At 44.4% G+C, this 15,593-nt stretch carries 15 protein-coding genes; 1 reads left to right on the forward strand and 14 read right to left on the reverse strand.

What is annotated here, in order from left to right; translation table 11 throughout:
* Window positions 1-6 precede the first annotated feature (6 nt).
* Window positions 7-816, forward strand: a complete 810-nt coding sequence (gene map, locus WKT00_RS11155; RefSeq protein ID WP_101696036.1) for a type I methionyl aminopeptidase — start codon at window positions 7-9, stop codon at window positions 814-816.
* Window positions 817-929: 113 nt separating this feature from the next.
* On the opposite strand, the gene WKT00_RS11160 is transcribed toward map, so the two are convergent.
* The 14 genes from WKT00_RS11160 to WKT00_RS11225 form a co-directional block, all read right to left on the reverse strand.
* A complete protein-coding gene (locus WKT00_RS11160) occupies window positions 930-2,972 on the reverse strand; it encodes a glycoside hydrolase family 13 protein (protein ID WP_340263686.1) in 2,043 nt (680 codons plus the stop codon).
* 50 nt (window positions 2,973-3,022) lie between these two features.
* Entirely contained in the window at window positions 3,023-4,861 is a 1,839-nt protein-coding gene (ftsH, locus tag WKT00_RS11165; protein WP_173815012.1) for an ATP-dependent zinc metalloprotease FtsH, read from the reverse strand.
* A 26-nt stretch (window positions 4,862-4,887) separates the two neighbouring features.
* Entirely contained in the window at window positions 4,888-5,415 is a 528-nt protein-coding gene (gene hpt, locus WKT00_RS11170) for a hypoxanthine phosphoribosyltransferase (RefSeq protein ID WP_101696039.1), read from the reverse strand.
* Window positions 5,399-6,787, reverse strand: a complete 1,389-nt coding sequence (gene tilS, locus WKT00_RS11175) for a tRNA lysidine(34) synthetase TilS (RefSeq protein ID WP_340263688.1) — start codon at window positions 6,785-6,787, stop codon at window positions 5,399-5,401. Before tilS ends, hpt begins: the two co-directional genes overlap by 17 nt.
* Window positions 6,788-6,920: 133 nt before the next feature.
* A complete protein-coding gene (locus WKT00_RS11180) occupies window positions 6,921-8,330 on the reverse strand; it encodes a SpoIIE family protein phosphatase (RefSeq protein WP_173815015.1) in 1,410 nt (469 codons plus the stop codon).
* Window positions 8,331-8,424: 94 nt separating this feature from the next.
* Window positions 8,425-8,748 (reverse strand): septum formation initiator family protein, encoded by a 324-nt coding sequence (locus tag WKT00_RS11185; RefSeq protein WP_101696041.1) that lies wholly within the window; start codon window positions 8,746-8,748, stop codon window positions 8,425-8,427.
* 60 nt (window positions 8,749-8,808) lie between these two features.
* Entirely contained in the window at window positions 8,809-9,162 is a 354-nt protein-coding gene (gene yabQ, locus WKT00_RS11190) for a spore cortex biosynthesis protein YabQ (protein WP_101696042.1), read from the reverse strand.
* A gap of 4 nt (window positions 9,163-9,166) precedes the next feature.
* Complete coding sequence (gene yabP / locus WKT00_RS11195; RefSeq protein WP_173815044.1) at window positions 9,167-9,451, reverse strand: sporulation protein YabP; 285 nt, start codon at window positions 9,449-9,451, stop codon at window positions 9,167-9,169.
* Window positions 9,452-9,502: 51 nt separating this feature from the next.
* A complete protein-coding gene (locus WKT00_RS11200; RefSeq protein ID WP_101696043.1) occupies window positions 9,503-9,742 on the reverse strand; it encodes an RNA-binding S4 domain-containing protein in 240 nt (79 codons plus the stop codon).
* 92 nt (window positions 9,743-9,834) lie between these two features.
* A complete protein-coding gene (locus WKT00_RS11205) occupies window positions 9,835-10,137 on the reverse strand; it encodes an HU family DNA-binding protein (protein WP_274602442.1) in 303 nt (100 codons plus the stop codon).
* Window positions 10,138-10,326: 189 nt separating this feature from the next.
* Window positions 10,327-12,060: a phospho-sugar mutase gene (locus tag WKT00_RS11210; protein ID WP_340263689.1), complete on the reverse strand. Its 1,734-nt coding sequence runs from the start codon at window positions 12,058-12,060 to the stop codon at window positions 10,327-10,329.
* A gap of 44 nt (window positions 12,061-12,104) precedes the next feature.
* Window positions 12,105-13,118, reverse strand: coding sequence for a CotS family spore coat protein (locus WKT00_RS11215; RefSeq protein WP_101696046.1), 1,014 nt, complete (start codon window positions 13,116-13,118; stop codon window positions 12,105-12,107).
* A gap of 164 nt (window positions 13,119-13,282) precedes the next feature.
* Window positions 13,283-14,614, reverse strand: a complete 1,332-nt coding sequence (locus tag WKT00_RS11220; protein ID WP_340263691.1) for a CCA tRNA nucleotidyltransferase — start codon at window positions 14,612-14,614, stop codon at window positions 13,283-13,285.
* Window positions 14,615-14,725: 111 nt separating this feature from the next.
* Complete coding sequence (locus tag WKT00_RS11225) at window positions 14,726-15,586, reverse strand: REP-associated tyrosine transposase (RefSeq protein ID WP_340263693.1); 861 nt, start codon at window positions 15,584-15,586, stop codon at window positions 14,726-14,728.
* Window positions 15,587-15,593: the final 7 nt, after the last annotated feature.

Consider the following 15,593-nt stretch of genomic DNA (forward strand, 5'->3'; position numbering starts at 1 on the left):
AAAAATGTGGATAAGTTAGATATAAAATTATGGACTCTGGCCGCCAAAGGCCAAATCGTTCCCGACCGTTCTCTTCTAAAGACGCCGGAACAGATCGCTGCAATCAAGAAAAGTGCCGATCTTAACACAGCCGTGCTAGATCACGTGGCCGCTCACATCCGTCCGGGAATGAGCACCGCCGAGATCGATCAACTGGTATACGACTATACCACGACGCATGGTGGAATCCCCGCGCCGTTAAATTACTGTGGTTTTCCTAAAAGTGTATGCACTTCTATTAATAATGTCGTATGTCACGGAATCCCGGATGAGCATGAAATTCTAGAAGAGGGGGATATCATCAACGTCGATGTCTCTACCATTCTTGATGGATACTATTCCGACGCATCACGTATGTTCGCAATCGGAACACTCTCACCAGAAGCTGAGAAACTAATGCGCGTCACGAAAGAATGTGTAGAACTTGGTCTTGCAGCAGCCAAACCCTGGGGACACTTAGGCGACATCGCTCATGCTATTAATTCCCATGCACAGAAAAACGGCTACTCTGTAGTGGAGGAAATCGGCGGGCACGGAATCGGTCTTGAATTCCACGAAGATCCTTTCGTTAGTTACGTAACACCAAAGGGGTCTGAGATGGTTCTGGTTCCGGGAATGATTTTTACCATCGAGCCAATGATCAACGAAGGCAGCCCGGACTTTTTTATTGATGAAGAAAATGATTGGACCGTCTACACCATCGACGATGGGCTTTCTGCTCAGATTGAGTACATGGTTTTGATCACCGAAACAGGGGTTGAAGTTTTAACAAAATAAATCCCTTTGAAAACGAATGCATATACAAAAAGAGTCGTACGGGATCGACGCATTTGAATAAATGCCCTTTCCTCACGACTCTTTCCTTTTTATAAATATAAATTTTTCTGCATTTAACTTTCATCTATCGCCTTCAGCACCAGCGCAGAATGCGCTCCCATATTTACCACAAGATCGCCATTTCTCACCAGATATTCCTCATACTCCATCGTATACCCATCCAGATAAGAATACATCAGACGAACCATGCGGCAGCGCTGCGCAACTTCGGCGCACCATACCGGAACCGTCACCTCTGCCAGCTCACTGCGGTTATTGATAATCACAATAATCGGCTCCTCCAAAAATCTTCCGTAAGCCAGAATATTTTCATCCCAGCAAAGAAGTTTCAAGGATCCCGTCCGAAGCGCCGGGAATTCTTTATGAATGCGGATCATCTCTTTGTGAAACGAAAGCATTTCCTGATCTTCGTGTCCCCACGGATAAGTTCTTCGGTTATCCGGATCTGTAAATCCACACACACCGGCCTCATCGCCGTAATACACCGTCGGCGCTCCGGGCCATGTCATCTGCATCACCACAGCTTCACGCATAACTGCCGGATTCACATATGCCTCTGCCGCTTCCGGGCCAAGGTGTTCCACTCGTCCCACAATGTGGTTTGTCCGGGTCAGGAACCTGGAATGATCATGGTTGGACAACTCATTCATCGCTACCTGCAGAGACGGCGTCAGCATATTCGCCATATGATGCTGGATACTTCCCACAAAATTATCTGCATTTCCAAGAAGCTCCTCTCTTGCTTCATCGCTGTGCTTCTCCATTCCAGTCAAAAACCAGGTGACCGGCTCCATAAATGCATCATAATTCATCACCGTATCCCATTCATCTCCCTGCAGCCATTCTCCCGGATCCCCGTAATGCTCAGCAAGAATCAGCGCATTGGGATTTGCATCCTTCACTGCCTGCCGGAATTTCTTCCAGAAATAATGATTATACTCATTGCTGCGTCCCAAATCTGCCGCCACGTCCAGGCGCCAGCCATCCACATTGTACGGCGGCGACACCCATTTGCGTCCGATCTGCAAAATATAATTTTCCAGCTTCGTAGAATCTTCATAATTTAATTTCGGAAGGGTATCATGCCCCCACCATCCATCATAATTCCCATTGTACGGCCAAGCACCCGGCTCCTCCTGAAAGAATCGGAAATAGCTCCTGTAAGGACTGTCTGCCGACACATAGGCGCCCGGCTCATATGTGTCCTGCCCTTCGTAAATCCTTTCCCGATCCATCCACTTATTAAAAGAACCACAGTGATTGAATACACCGTCCAGGATAATTTTCATGCCGCGCCGATGGAGTTCCTCTACCAATTGGATAAACAACTCATTACTAGCTTCCAGGTTTTTAAAGCTGCCTGTTCGCCGCTGATATTTTGTCGCCTGTCTATTTTCCGTCACTCCCTCCGGCAGAACCTCTCCGCCATCGTCTACAATCGCGCCGTAGTGCGGATCAATATAATCATAATCCTGAATATCGTATTTGTGGTTGGATGGCGATACGAACAGCGGGTTAAAATACAACACTTCCACGCCCAAATCCTGCAGGTAGTCCAGCTTTTCTATCACGCCCTGTAGATCACCGCCGTAAAATTCCCGAACGCCCATAGCCGCCGGATATTTGTTCCAATCCTTCACCCTGCTGCTATAGCCGCCTATATAATAATACTCTCTGTCTTCTACATCATTGGAAGGATCTCCATTATAAAAGCGGTCTGTAAAAATTTGATACATCACCGCGCCTTTTGCCCAGTCCGGCGTAGAAAAGCCAGGAACAATCCTGAAATCATAAAAGATTTTCCTTTCCTTCGATACGCCGCATCTGCCATAATAACAAAGCTCTTCTCCTTTTTCCACCTGAAAACAATAGGAAAATGGTTCTTCGCCAAGCTTCCAGTTAATTGTATAATAGTCAAATAATCCCCGGGAGCTTTCTTTTTCCATATCATAACCCACATTCCCGGTAATTAGACGGACGCAGTCTATATCATCCTTCGCCGTTCGGAACCGGAGACGTACCATCTCCCGCTCCTTTGGCTCTGCCGGAATGACATAGGCTGCGGTTCCATCACAGAATAACGCTTGTTCATTCATGCGCTCTGATTCCTCTCTATTCTTCCTGTATCCGGTCTCCTGCCGCTAAATTAGCAGGATTCTTCCAGAAACAGAGCTTCAAATTCTTCTCTGGAAATTTTTTCTTTTTCCAGCAAAAGTTCTGCACATTCATGCAGCACACCATCATACTTCTGAATAATGGTTTTTGCTTTCTCGTAACATTCATCGATGATCCGCTTTACTTCCTGATCAATCGTTGTCGCCACATTTTCTCCATAACCTCTGGAAGCATGAGCCAGATCTCGCCCGATGAACACTTCATCACTATCGTCATCGTAGTTAATCAGACCAACCGTCTCAGACATTCCAAACTTCATTACCATGGAACGCGCAAGCCCCGTCGCCTGCTTGATATCCTGAGATGCTCCTGTCGTAATATCATCAAGCACTAGCTCTTCTGCTACGCGCCCGCCAAGAGACACGGTAATATCCTGCAGCATCTTCCCTTTGGTGTTGAACATGTCATCCTGCTCCGGCAGCGGCATCGTATACCCGCCGGCGCCTCCCGTCGGAATAATGGATACGCTGTAGACCGGACCCACATCCGGAAGGACATGGAACAAAATCGCGTGCCCCGCTTCATGGAACGCAGTGATTCGTTTCTCCTTATCGGAAATAACCCGGCTCTTCTTTTCAGTACCAATTCCCACCTTCACAAATGCCTGGCGGATATCCTGCTGTTTCAGATATACCCGGTCTTCTTTCGCTGCAATAATTGCTGCCTCATTCAAAAGGTTCTCCAGATCCGCCCCGGTAAATCCGGCCGTCGTCTGCGCAATCTGTTTTAGATCAATCTCCTCACTCAAAGGTTTGCCTTTGGCATGTACTTTCAGAATCTCTTCTCTTCCCTGGACATCCGGACGTCCTACCATAACCTTCCGGTCAAATCTTCCCGGACGTAAGATTGCCGGATCCAGAATATCCACCCGGTTTGTCGCCGCCATCACGATGATCCCTTCATTAACTCCGAAGCCATCCATCTCAACCAACAGCTGGTTCAATGTCTGTTCCCGTTCATCATGGCCGCCGCCCATACCGGTGCCACGGCGTCTTGCCACGGCATCAATCTCATCAATAAATATAATGCAAGGCGCATTCTTTTTTGCATCTTCAAATAAATCACGAACACGAGACGCACCTACACCAACAAACATTTCCACAAAGTCAGATCCTGAGATGGTAAAGAACGGAACTCCTGCCTCACCGGCCACTGCCTTTGCAAGCAAAGTCTTTCCGGTTCCCGGAGGTCCCACAAGGAGAACTCCTTTCGGGATTCTCGCCCCTACCTGAATATACTTTTTCGGAGACCGAAGGAAATCAACAATTTCCTCCAAATCTTCTTTCTCTTCTCTCAAGCCCGCCACCTGGGCAAATGTAATCTTCTTGTCCTGCTCCGTGCTCAGACGCGCACGGCTCTTCCCAAAGTTCATCGCCTTTGAATTAGCTCCCGCGCCATTCTGCCGATTCATCAGCATAAAGATTACCATCACACCGCCAAACATCAAAAGCATCGGCATGATCGTCGTCGCAAACCAGTTATCCTGCGGAATATCCGGCATCTGATAATCGACGTCCTTCTTCTTTAAATAATCCTGAATCTCATTGACATCCGATACATACAGATAACGGACATCTCCGTTTTTCGCATCGCCGACTTGAATCTCCAATCGACCAGTCGGAACATTCTTGTTCTGTCTGACAACCACCTCTGTTACGTCTTCGCTTACAATCAGCTTTTCAAACGTATTCCAGGACAGCTGTTTTTCTTTCTGCTCAAACTGATTCGTAAACCAGAGTGCCGCAAACACAAAGATGACGAACATCAACAGCGTCACTCCACTCAGTCCTCTTGTTTTTTTGTCGCCCAATGTCTAGCCCCTTTCTATTTCGCTCCCTATTCTACGCCTTCTACCACTCCGATATATGGAAGATTTCTATATTTCTGTGCATAGTCAAGTCCATAGCCAACTACAAACTCATCTGGAATCTCAAATCCAACATAATCTACCTTTACGTCTCTGACACGTCTGTCCGGTTTGTCAAGAAGGGTACACAGCTTCATGCTCTTCGGATTTCTCTTTGCCAGGATGTCAAGCAGATAATACAAAGTTCTTCCGGAATCGATGATATCTTCGACAACCAGTACATCTTTTCCTTCCAACGTCTCATCTAAATCTTTTGCGATCTTCACAACACCACTTGACGCCGTTCCGTCTCCGTAGCTGCTAACACTCATAAAATCCATAGATACCGGCACGCTGATTCTCTTAGCCAGCTCGCACATAAAGAATACGCCGCCCTTTAATACACAGATCAGATGCACCTGTTTGCCGGCATAATCCTCACTGATCTTCTTTCCAAGATACTCAATTCTCTTCGCAACCTCTGCCTCATCAACCAATACTCTAACGCTCTCTGCCATCTTCTTTTCCTCCGTAAAATGTAATTTCTAAAATATTTTTTGTGTGTTCTGTAATCTGATAATCCTGACTCTGCCGGTATCCTACCACCCACATAATCTTAGAGCCGTCCGCCACAAGCCAGACCCGATCCCTCTCTTCTTTGGGAATCTTCTCATTGATAAAATACTGTTTCAGCTTCTGCCTTCCTCCCATGCGATTCACCGCCAGGGAATCTCCCGGCTTCCTGTGCCTTATTTTTACAGTATTTTTTATTATATCATAATCGAACCATTTCGTGTACTCTTTTTCAGGAAATCTTGTCATATCCGGCGTTCTTTCAAAAACTCGCATAGATACTCTCTTTGCCATCAAAGATTCCGGCATTTCCTCATACACATCAAGCTGTGCTTCTTCGCCCTGTATTTTTTTGCCCCATTTTTCCACTCGAATTCCTTCGTAGCACCGAATCGCTTCCAACTGATACGGAAGCAAAACCCTTCTTCCTACCTGTTTCTCCATCAATTCCTGTACCATTTCCACATGAACCACTTCTATATCTCTGCTCTTTCCCGCCATCCGGCAAAGCACTTGATATACCACCCTCGACTTCAGCGCCTCAGGAACACATTCGTAAATGGATTTGTGCAGGCAGCCTTCCTGGAAACAATTTTCTAAATGTTTTTCCGTCTCTGCCTCAAGATATTCCTCTGCAGCACGAAACTGTTCCATTGCCTTTGCCATGTGCTCCACCGTCTGCCGATTAACCGCATGTTCCAAGTACGGAATTACATGGCTTCTGATCCGGTTTCTGGTATAGGTGTCCTCCTTATTTGTTTCATCCGTACAATAAGATATTCCCCGTTTTTCCAAATATGATTCAATCTCCAGCCGACTAACCGCAAGAAGTGGACGAATCCACACTCCTTCAGCCGGAGCAATCCCTCCTGCCCCCTTTAGTCCGCACCCCCTGCAAAGGTTCCAAAGCAGTGTCTCTGCATTGTCATTTTTGTGGTGAGCAAGTGCAATCTTACTTCCTTCTCTCTCCTTTAAAAGTTCCGTGAACACCTGGCGGCGCACCTCTCTGCCTGCCTCCTCTTCCCCAACGCCCCGCTCCAGCGCATAAGCTCGAATGTCTGCCCGGTGAACATGAAGCACTACGTTCTGCTGCCGGCACAGATTGCGCACATAGGCTTCATCCTCATCTGCTGATTCCCCTCTTAATCCATGATGAACATGAACCGCCTCAAGCTCAATTCCAAGTTCAGCGCGTAAGTTTAACAGCACGAAAAGAAGGCACACCGAATCTGCACCTCCTGACAAGCCCACCAGCACCTTATCGCCCCGGTCAATCATATGATATTTTTCTATATATGCTTTTATCTGCTGTTCCATCTTCCGACTCTTTTTGCCTTTCTCTTCCTCTCTATTCTCTCTGAACTCCTTCTGAGCTCTCTGAACTTGGTACTTCTTCAGATTCTGCTTTACTAATTTATAACTATATAGAAATTCAGACAAAAAAGCAAGTTTACAGGTTCCAGATTCCCACTGCGATCACCGTCATATCATCCGAAGGCACCTCTCCCGACACTTCCAGAACCCGCCCCAAAATATGATGTGCAAATTCTTTTGGATTCACCATACCGGCTTCCCAAATAAACTGCTTCATTAATTCTTCCTGTTCTCCTACCGGAAGTGCATCCATCACACCGTCCGTCACCATAATCACAAAATCTCCCGATTCCAGCTTAAGTGTCTGACTGTCAATTTCCAATTCCTGTAAAACGCCGATCGGGAGCGTTGATGAGGTAATCTTCTCCACCCCTTCTGCCCGCTTTACAAAAGTAACCGATGCACCGGCTTTCACAAATTCACAGGTTCCCGTATAAAGATCAAACATACTAACGTCAATCGTTGAGAACCGAACTTCCTCCCTCCCAATGGCAAGCGCTGTATTCATCATCTGAATCGCTGTTTTTACCGGAAAGCCCGCTTCTAAAAGTTCCTCCAGCATCTCCACAACCATTTTACTCTCCTGAAGCGCTGCTTCCCCAGAACCCATGCCATCCGAGAGCGCAATCCCTTTCTTCCCGCCTGGCAGATCGGTCATCAAAAAAGTATCTCCCGAAATTTTATCGCACCCCTTCCCAATCTTCGCCACTCCTTGAAGCGTATGAAACCTTGCACTCTCCACACAGGCGATACTGCAGTATTCTTCCCCCACTACCGGACGCTCCCCCTGCTCCGGAACCATGGTTCGTCCTACGCATCTCCCTACAAGAGCCGCCATTTCTTTGGTTGCAATCAATTGGCCTTTCCCTGCCTTTACCGTTAAGTGAATCTCATATTTCCCCTGGGACGTCATATAAAACACCACCGACAGCATCCGCACGCCGGACTTTCGCAGCTGACTCTTGATCCGCTTTTCCAGATGATCATCTGTAAATATTCCCGCATCCAGTTCTCTCGTTGCCCCTTTTATCATCCCTGCCAGACTCATAAGCTGCCCTGCATATCCTTCCCTGTTGCGGACGATTTTCTGGTTCCACATCAGTACCTGCTTACCGCCCTCGAATACTTCCAGTGCCTCTCGAAGAAATCTTGGCGCCAGCAGACATTGACGTTTCAGTTTCCGCTTCAATTCCACATTCAATTCCGCCCCGTATTCTTCTACCTTGCACAAGATCTCATAAAAAATCTGATAGGTATCGATCTTTTTCTCTCCCAAACACTCTCCCCGCCGCTCACACTCACAGCCTCTGCACACCCGATCTGTTGTCCGCTGAAACATTTCTTCGATCTCCTCTTTTGAAAATGTCCCTCGATACGGCTCCAGCTGTACAAAGGTGTTCGACAAATGTACCAATGAATCCGCAAACTTGTCCATCTGAATGACATATGGATTCAAAAACGTCTCTTTTTCTTTTACTGCTTCCATTCTTTTCCCCTTTTCCTGCGGTTTCTTTGACAAATTTTGCCCAGACATTGAAAAAAGCTTTAGGAATCTCTTCCTAAAGCTTATCATCTGTTCTTTATTCCGCCTTAAATATAATCTCATTTTCATGTACAAGACCTAGCTTCTCCTTCGCCACATCCTCTACATATTCATCTGTACCTACATATTCTTCCAGCTCTTCAATCTCTTTCGCACGTGCTTTTTCGTCCTCAATCTTCTCTTTCAGTTCCTCTTCCTGTGCCCGATAATCCCGGTCTTTGGCTTTCAGCGATACGCTATTAACCGACACTACCGCCATAAGAAGAAGGATAACTGCGCTGATTCCGAGAACACTTCTCCGATGGCGCTGCATGCGCTTCCTCTGCCGCTGCATACGGCTTTTCTGCTTCATTTTATTCATTATACTCACCCTTACGCCGGCACCCCTGCCGACTTTTATTATCCCTTATTGTTTTTTATCTTATCTTTTTTTCCTCCCTGAATCAAGTCTTTTGGAGCAAATCCGTTCCCGATAAGTGTAGATTTTTTTATACAGTTTTTCTTCCTGTTTCAAAAACCCCGTCATAAAAAGCGCCCCAACTACAACACCTAGTATAAAATGCCATCGAACGCTACCATCACTGGTATGGTAAATTTGCACAAACACATAAACAGCCGTCCCCATCCAGAAAATCAGGTCCTCAATTCCTATCACTGTCAGATTATGACGTACAATCTGACGGAAACAGGAAATGCATCGGTATACCAAACGGATGATTCCCCCGGAAAGCACTGCCGCCAAAAACACCATAAATTCTTCTCGGATCCCTGTCATTCCATTACCTGAACAATTTAGAAAACAGATTTTCCGACTGCTTTCCAACCGCCTTCATATCTGAATACGCCACACTGTCAATATTTCCCGACAGATCGACTTCCCCTTTTTCCAGACTTAACCGATTCACGTGAAGATCGGACCCTTTCACCATGAGCATTCCTTGCTCTGTCTCCAGCAGGATCTCATTTAAGTCAAAAGACAACACATCATTCACTCCGGTTACCAGACTGTTTTTCCGATTATTAATGACCAGTTTATGATTTTTTGATACTGTTCTTTCTTCCATATCTGCCACACAACCTTTCTTCCTAATCCTATGAAAGGTTGTTCGCGAATATTACAAATATTTGAACAATTCTTTTGCCTCTTCCTTTTTGGTTGTATCCTGAATATCCAGCACCTCCACTTTCACGGTGCGGGTACCAAACTGAATTTCTATGACGTCTCCCGGTTTTACCTTCACGGATGCCTTGGCAACCGTTCCGTTAACCTGTACTCTTCCTGCGTCGCAGGCTTCATTTGCCACTGTCCTTCTTTTAATCAGACGGGACACTTTCAAAAATTTATCCAATCTCATCTCTGAAATCCTCCTGTTTTCAATAATAAAAGTAGGGAGCCAAAAAGCTCCCTATCCTTACACGAACCTTACTATTCTATTCGTATCCACAATTATGCATTTACCGCATCTTTTAAAGCTTTTCCTGCTTTGAACTTTGGTGCACTGCAAGCTTCGATCTTCATAGTCTTTCCTGTCTGAGGATTTCTTCCCTCTCTTGCAGCTCTCTTGCTTACTTCAAAAGTTCCAAAGCCTACTAACTGTACTTTATGATCTTTCTTTAATTCATCTGTTACTACGTCAACAAATGCTTTTAAAGCCTTCTCAGCGTCCTTCTTAGATAATTCTGCCTGGTCAGCAATTGCTGCGATTAATTCTGTTTTGTTCATGGATTTTTCCTCCTCTTGTCTTCGCATAGAATCCTGTATTTATTCTACTCTCTTCTATTATCCTTGACATCTTGCATCAGTCCCCTCTGCAAATGCCTTTAGTTACTGTTATACCGTTTTTCCCTATGTTTGTCAAGGTAATTTTCCCGGTTTTCGCCGTATTTACGGGCTTTTTCCGCATTTTTGCATACGGCTGAAACCTTATTTTCCATTTCTTTACATCATAGCATCAATCATTTCCAGAACTTCTTTTCCAAGTGCTTCTGATTTTGCATCTGCGTCTGCAAGAGATTCTCCTTTTACTCCATAATAGAATTTCACTTTCGGCTCTGTTCCTGATGGTCTTACACACAGCCACGCATCATCCGTCAGATCATAATACAGTACATTGGAAGATGGAAGGCCTGTCCCTGTCACTTCTCCCGTCTCGATATCTTTGATCGTATCTGCCTGGTAATCTCTTGCTTTGAGTACCTTATATCCGCCTACTTCTGCCGGCGGATTCTTACGCAGAGTCTCCAGGATCTCCTGAATCTTCTGCAAGCCTTCAATTCCCTTTAACGTAATCGCCTGAATACCATCTTTGTAATAGCCAAAACGTTCATATAAATCAACCATAGCATCCCACAGAGTCTTGCCCTGTGTCTTATAGTAAGCAGCCGCTTCACAAAGCGCCATCGTTGCTACAATCGCATCTTTATCTCTTGCATGGGTTCCAATCAGACATCCATAGCTTTCCTCAAATCCGAAAAGATATGTACCCTTTCCTGTCGTTTCAAATCCCAAAATCTGCTGTCCGATAAACTTAAATCCTGTCAGCACCTCGATCAGCCCAACTCCGTAACCTTTTGCGATCGCATCTGCAAGGTTGGAGGTTACAATCGTCTTAATCAGATATCCGTCATCAGGAAGTCCCTTTAATGCTTTTCTCTGACCGATCTCATAATCTGCAAGCAGACATCCGGACATATTACCTGTCAACTCACGGTATTCGCCGGACGCATTATCTTTCACATAAACACCAAGGCGGTCTGCATCCGGATCCGTAGCCAGCACAAGATCTGCATCCACTTCTTCTGCCAGTTGCAGACCCAGCTCAAACGCTTCTTTCGCCTCTGGATTCGGATAGGAAACGGTCGGGAATTCTCCGTCTGGGAGTTCCTGTTCTTTGACCACGTATACATTTTCAAAACCAAGCTCTTTCAGAATCCGTCTTGCCGGAATATTTCCGGTTCCATGAAGCGGACTGTAAACGATCTTTAAGTCTTTTCCAACTGCGTCAATGGCATCCTGATGAATCACCTGCTTTTTCAATTCTGCAATATATCCATCATCCACATCTTCGCCAATCACTTCATAAAGACCTTTGTCTTTTGCTTCCTCAAGCCCCATGGTTTTTACAGTACTGTAATCTGTCACAGCCTTTACTTCATCCATAATTCCTTTATCATGGGGCGGCGTAATCTGCGCTCCATCTTCCCAGTAAACCTTGTAACCATTATACTCCGGCGGATTGTGACTTGCTGTAATATTAATACCTGCGATGCAGCCCAGTCTGCGCACTGCATAAGATAACTCCGGTGTTGGACGCAGGGACTCAAATACATATGCTTTGATTCCATTTGCAGCCAAACAAAGCGCTGCTTCATCTGCGAACTCCGGAGACATCCGGCGAGAATCATACGCAATGGCAACACCTTTTGCCTGTTCCTCTTTCTTTATAATATAGTTTGCAAGCCCCTGAGTTGCCTTTCTGACGGTATAGAGATTCATGCGGTTCGTACCAGCTCCGATGATTCCTCTAAGTCCTGCCGTTCCAAACTCAAGATCTTTGTAAAAACGCTCTTTGATTTCCTTATCATCTTCTGCAATCCCCTGCAGTTCCTTCTTTATAGCCTCATCAAAATATGGGTTATTCAACCATTCTTCATATCTTTCACGATATTCCATAATTGCACCTCCTGTCATTAATATCATTATTATACAACAGGATGCTACAAATGAAAAGAAAATATCTCCTCTAAAAACCGGCGTTTTTCTTCCGTCTGCCGAATTGCCGTGGAAAGCTTTTCGATATTTTTCACCGAAACCCATGCTTTGTTGGAATGATAATAGGAATTGGCGATCTTCCAGATTTTCTCCGGATAGGACAAACGATTTCTCAAGTATTCCATCTCCACATCCGATATTGGGCGGACGGCTGAATAGGCATTGATCATATTATCACCAAGCCTGGTTTTCCAGCCGGTCTTTTCCATTACTTTTCTCAGAAAATAATACAAGTCTTCTACCTGTACATCATACTTGAATTTTTCAAAGTTGGTCACTGCAATCTCCGGCATTTCCACCCGCGCAGGGCGCGCTGTCGGAAGCATCAGAATATTGTGGTAATTGTATTCTCCATGAACGAGGCAGTGCCCTTCCACACTTTCTTTATAAAGTGTATCATAGCCTGACTGTTCCAATTCCTGAAGCGAAGCGGATGCCCACTGATACATTTGATCAAAACATTTTAAAAAGGCAATTTCAAATTCTCCTTTGGGCGAAAGCTTTCTCATATATTTCCGCACCTTTCTCAATTCCCGATTGTGACGTGCGTACTCTTCCTTCAAATCAGTCCCTGTCCCCGCCGGAAGTTCCAGCTGATGCTGCATCAGTAAATGTAATTTTGCAAGGCTGGCTGTTGCCTCCAGAAGTTCCGCCGGTCGGTGCAGATCACATTCCCGTCCGGGGAACCAGCGCTTCAGTATGTATCTTCCTTCCCCCTCTAATGCGGACACACTGTCCCCCTCTTGATTCAAAATGATTTCATCCGTATTCTCTACTCCTTGCTGCCGGAGGTAATCGTGCAGCTCCCACACAACCGGTATTCGCTTCTCCTGCCCGGTGACGTCTTTTAGCAGAAGAAGTCCCTGGTCCGTATCACATAGCACGGCGCCCCTGGTTTTCCGCGTACTGATCACTTTTATATTGTACTGTTCTAATACTTTCAACTCATATTCCTGCATATCCATCCCCTACATTTTCCGTTATTCTCTCTAACGTATGTCCGATGGGGAGAAAATATGAATGGGGACGGAGGTTTTTGAAAAAACCTCCGTCCCCATTCATATTTTTCCCTGTCCCAAATTGACTTTCCCCCGTCCCAATTTGTCTTTCACGTTCTAACGAATTATATGTGCAGAGTTTTCAACAATGCTTCTTTCGTGTTCTTTTCTGGGTTTATGAGTACTATCCCCAACATTTCCTCTAACTTATCCCCAATTTCCTTGCCAGGCTTCATCCCGGCTTCTATCAAATCCTTGCCAGTCACTGCAAGATCTTTCAATGACACACATTGTTTTTTTTCTAAGATTTCACAATATAATTTTTCAATTGCATCTAAATTAGATAACTTTTCTTCTCTTTGATACAGACTCTGCGCTAAAACATCCGCCCGACGCACTTCCATATAATATGGGAATAGATCTTCCCCTATTTTATTCATCGCCTTCCGAACATTAGCTGCCTCTGCTGGCATACGATAGTCATGATAACAAACAAGTTTGCACACTTTATGCAGTGTATCATTATCAAATTTCAACCTGCGCAGCACATTTTTCGCAATACTCTCACTCTCTACTGCATGTTTTTTAAAATGCGCCCGACCGTTTGCATCTATCGTTTTCATCTTCGGCTTGCCCATATCATGCATTAACATAGTTAAACGCAAAATTTTATCTGCTCTTATATTTTCCATTGCATGTAGTGTGTGTTCTCCCACATTATACATATGATGCGGCGTTTCCTGATCCGTTTCCATCATTTGATCAAATTCCGGCAAAAATTGCTTTGTAATTCCCAAATCATAGGCATCCTTCAGCAATCCTGGCCGTTTCGAAGTCAGCATTTTTATTAACTCTATCTGAATTCTTTCAGCACTGATATTTTGAAGTGTATCCGCAAGCTCGCGCATCCCGCTTCTTGTATCCTCCTCAATCTCAAATCCCAATTGTGCCGCAAATCTTACTCCTCGCAGAATTCTAAGGGCATCTTCCGAAAATCGCTGTCTTGCATTGCCCACACATCGTATTACTCCTGCCTCTAGATCGCGCATTCCTCCAAAAACATCGACCAGCCCATCTTTTTCGTTATACGCCATCGCATTAATGGTAAAATCACGCCTCAATAAATCTTCTCTCAAATTTCTAGTAAATGTAACTTCTTTTGGGTGCCTGTTATCTTCATAGTCTCCATCTACCCGATATGTCGTAACTTCAAACCCTTCATGGTCCAGCAAAACCGTTACTGTTCCATGCTCAATCCCCGTATCAAATGTCCGATGAAACAGCGCCTTTGTTTCTTCTGGTGTTGCAGATGTTGTGATATCCCAATCCTCTGGCTTTCTCCCCAAGGCTGAATCCCTCACACAACCACCAACAGCATATGCCTCATATCCATGTTCCTGCAAAACTTTTATAATTTCATTTACCTGCTTCGGCAAATTAATTTTTAACTTATCCATATCTTTTTCCTCCATTTACTAACACCATGGTTATAATATCATATTTTCATTCGGGACGGAGGTTTTTTCAAAAAACTCCGTCCCGAATGAAAATATCCCTGTCCCTTTTGGTTATCTCATTCTCATTTCTTCCCTTAATAGTTTCTGAAGCTTCTTTGCCGCACGTTTTGAAATTTCAAACTGATTTGCAATAATACTTTCAAACAAATTTCTCATGTCACACCAATCCAAAATCTCTTCCTTGGAAAGTTCAAAATCTTTCGAAATATTCTCGAGAAACATCCTTGCAATTTCTTTTTGCTGCATCAATTCCTCCTCTGGAATATCCGCAAAAACCTTTGAACTTTCAATCCGATGAAACTCTTCAAAGGCTTTCGTGCCATCCAGTAATCCCACGTTCATATCATATCCTTCACTACTTAAAATACCCTTCTTGTATTTTGCCAGATCAAAATATTCTTGTGCACTACTATAACGATAACTTTGTACATTCTTACACATTTTTGCTTTTAATGGATTTAAATGAATATATCGTAGACAATTCCAGAAATGTTCTTCACTTTCGATACATTGGCTATGAAATCGTCCCTGAAAGACGTAACCAACTCTTTTATGTTTATAATTATAATATTTTGCGTATTCAGCCAGAATCTTGGCCATGAAAGATGATAAATCCTCTTTTTCTGATTTCACCAACAAGTGAATATGATTTTGCATGATACAATATGCAAATATTTTGACATTGAATTTTTGATAGTTTTCTCGAATGATATTAAGAATTCTAGATTTTTCTCGATTTTCATTAAAAATCAGCTCTTTATTCAACCCTCGTGTCGTTACATGATAATATCCTGTTAGACTTTCCTGTCTCGGTTTTCTTGGCATATAATTCCCCCTTTGACGGAGAATGAGCTTCTTAAAATTTAGGAACAGGGTATTTTCAATTTCAATTTGGGACGGAGGTTTTTTCAAAAAACTC

The organism is Dorea sp. ICN-14282 (assembly GCF_037890115.1).
GTDB classification, from domain to species: Bacteria; Bacillota; Clostridia; order Lachnospirales; family Lachnospiraceae; genus Dorea_B; species Dorea_B phocaeensis.

Bases quoted from the DNA above. Each gene is read 5' to 3' on its own strand.
- WKT00_RS11185 (WP_101696041.1), bottom strand. From the start codon at position 8,748: ATGAATAAAATGAAGCAGAAAAGCCGTATGCAGCGGCAGAGGAAGCGC.
- WKT00_RS11210 (WP_340263689.1), bottom strand. From the start codon at position 12,060: ATGGAATATCGTGAAAGATATGAAGAATGGTTGAATAACCCATATTTT.
- WKT00_RS11215 (WP_101696046.1), bottom strand. From the start codon at position 13,118: ATGCAGGAATATGAGTTGAAAGTATTAGAACAGTACAATATAAAAGTG.
- WKT00_RS11205 (WP_274602442.1), bottom strand. From the start codon at position 10,137: ATGCGAAGACAAGAGGAGGAAAAATCCATGAACAAAACAGAATTAATC.
- hpt (WP_101696039.1), bottom strand. From the start codon at position 5,415: ATGGCAGAGAGCGTTAGAGTATTGGTTGATGAGGCAGAGGTTGCGAAG.
- WKT00_RS11160 (WP_340263686.1), bottom strand. From the start codon at position 2,972: ATGAATGAACAAGCGTTATTCTGTGATGGAACCGCAGCCTATGTCATT.
- WKT00_RS11200 (WP_101696043.1), bottom strand. From the start codon at position 9,742: ATGAGATTGGATAAATTTTTGAAAGTGTCCCGTCTGATTAAAAGAAGG.
- WKT00_RS11180 (WP_173815015.1), bottom strand. From the start codon at position 8,330: ATGGAAGCAGTAAAAGAAAAAGAGACGTTTTTGAATCCATATGTCATT.
- yabQ (WP_101696042.1), bottom strand. From the start codon at position 9,162: ATGACAGGGATCCGAGAAGAATTTATGGTGTTTTTGGCGGCAGTGCTT.
- yabP (WP_173815044.1), bottom strand. From the start codon at position 9,451: ATGGAAGAAAGAACAGTATCAAAAAATCATAAACTGGTCATTAATAAT.
- tilS (WP_340263688.1), bottom strand. From the start codon at position 6,787: ATGGAACAGCAGATAAAAGCATATATAGAAAAATATCATATGATTGAC.
- WKT00_RS11220 (WP_340263691.1), bottom strand. From the start codon at position 14,614: ATGGATAAGTTAAAAATTAATTTGCCGAAGCAGGTAAATGAAATTATA.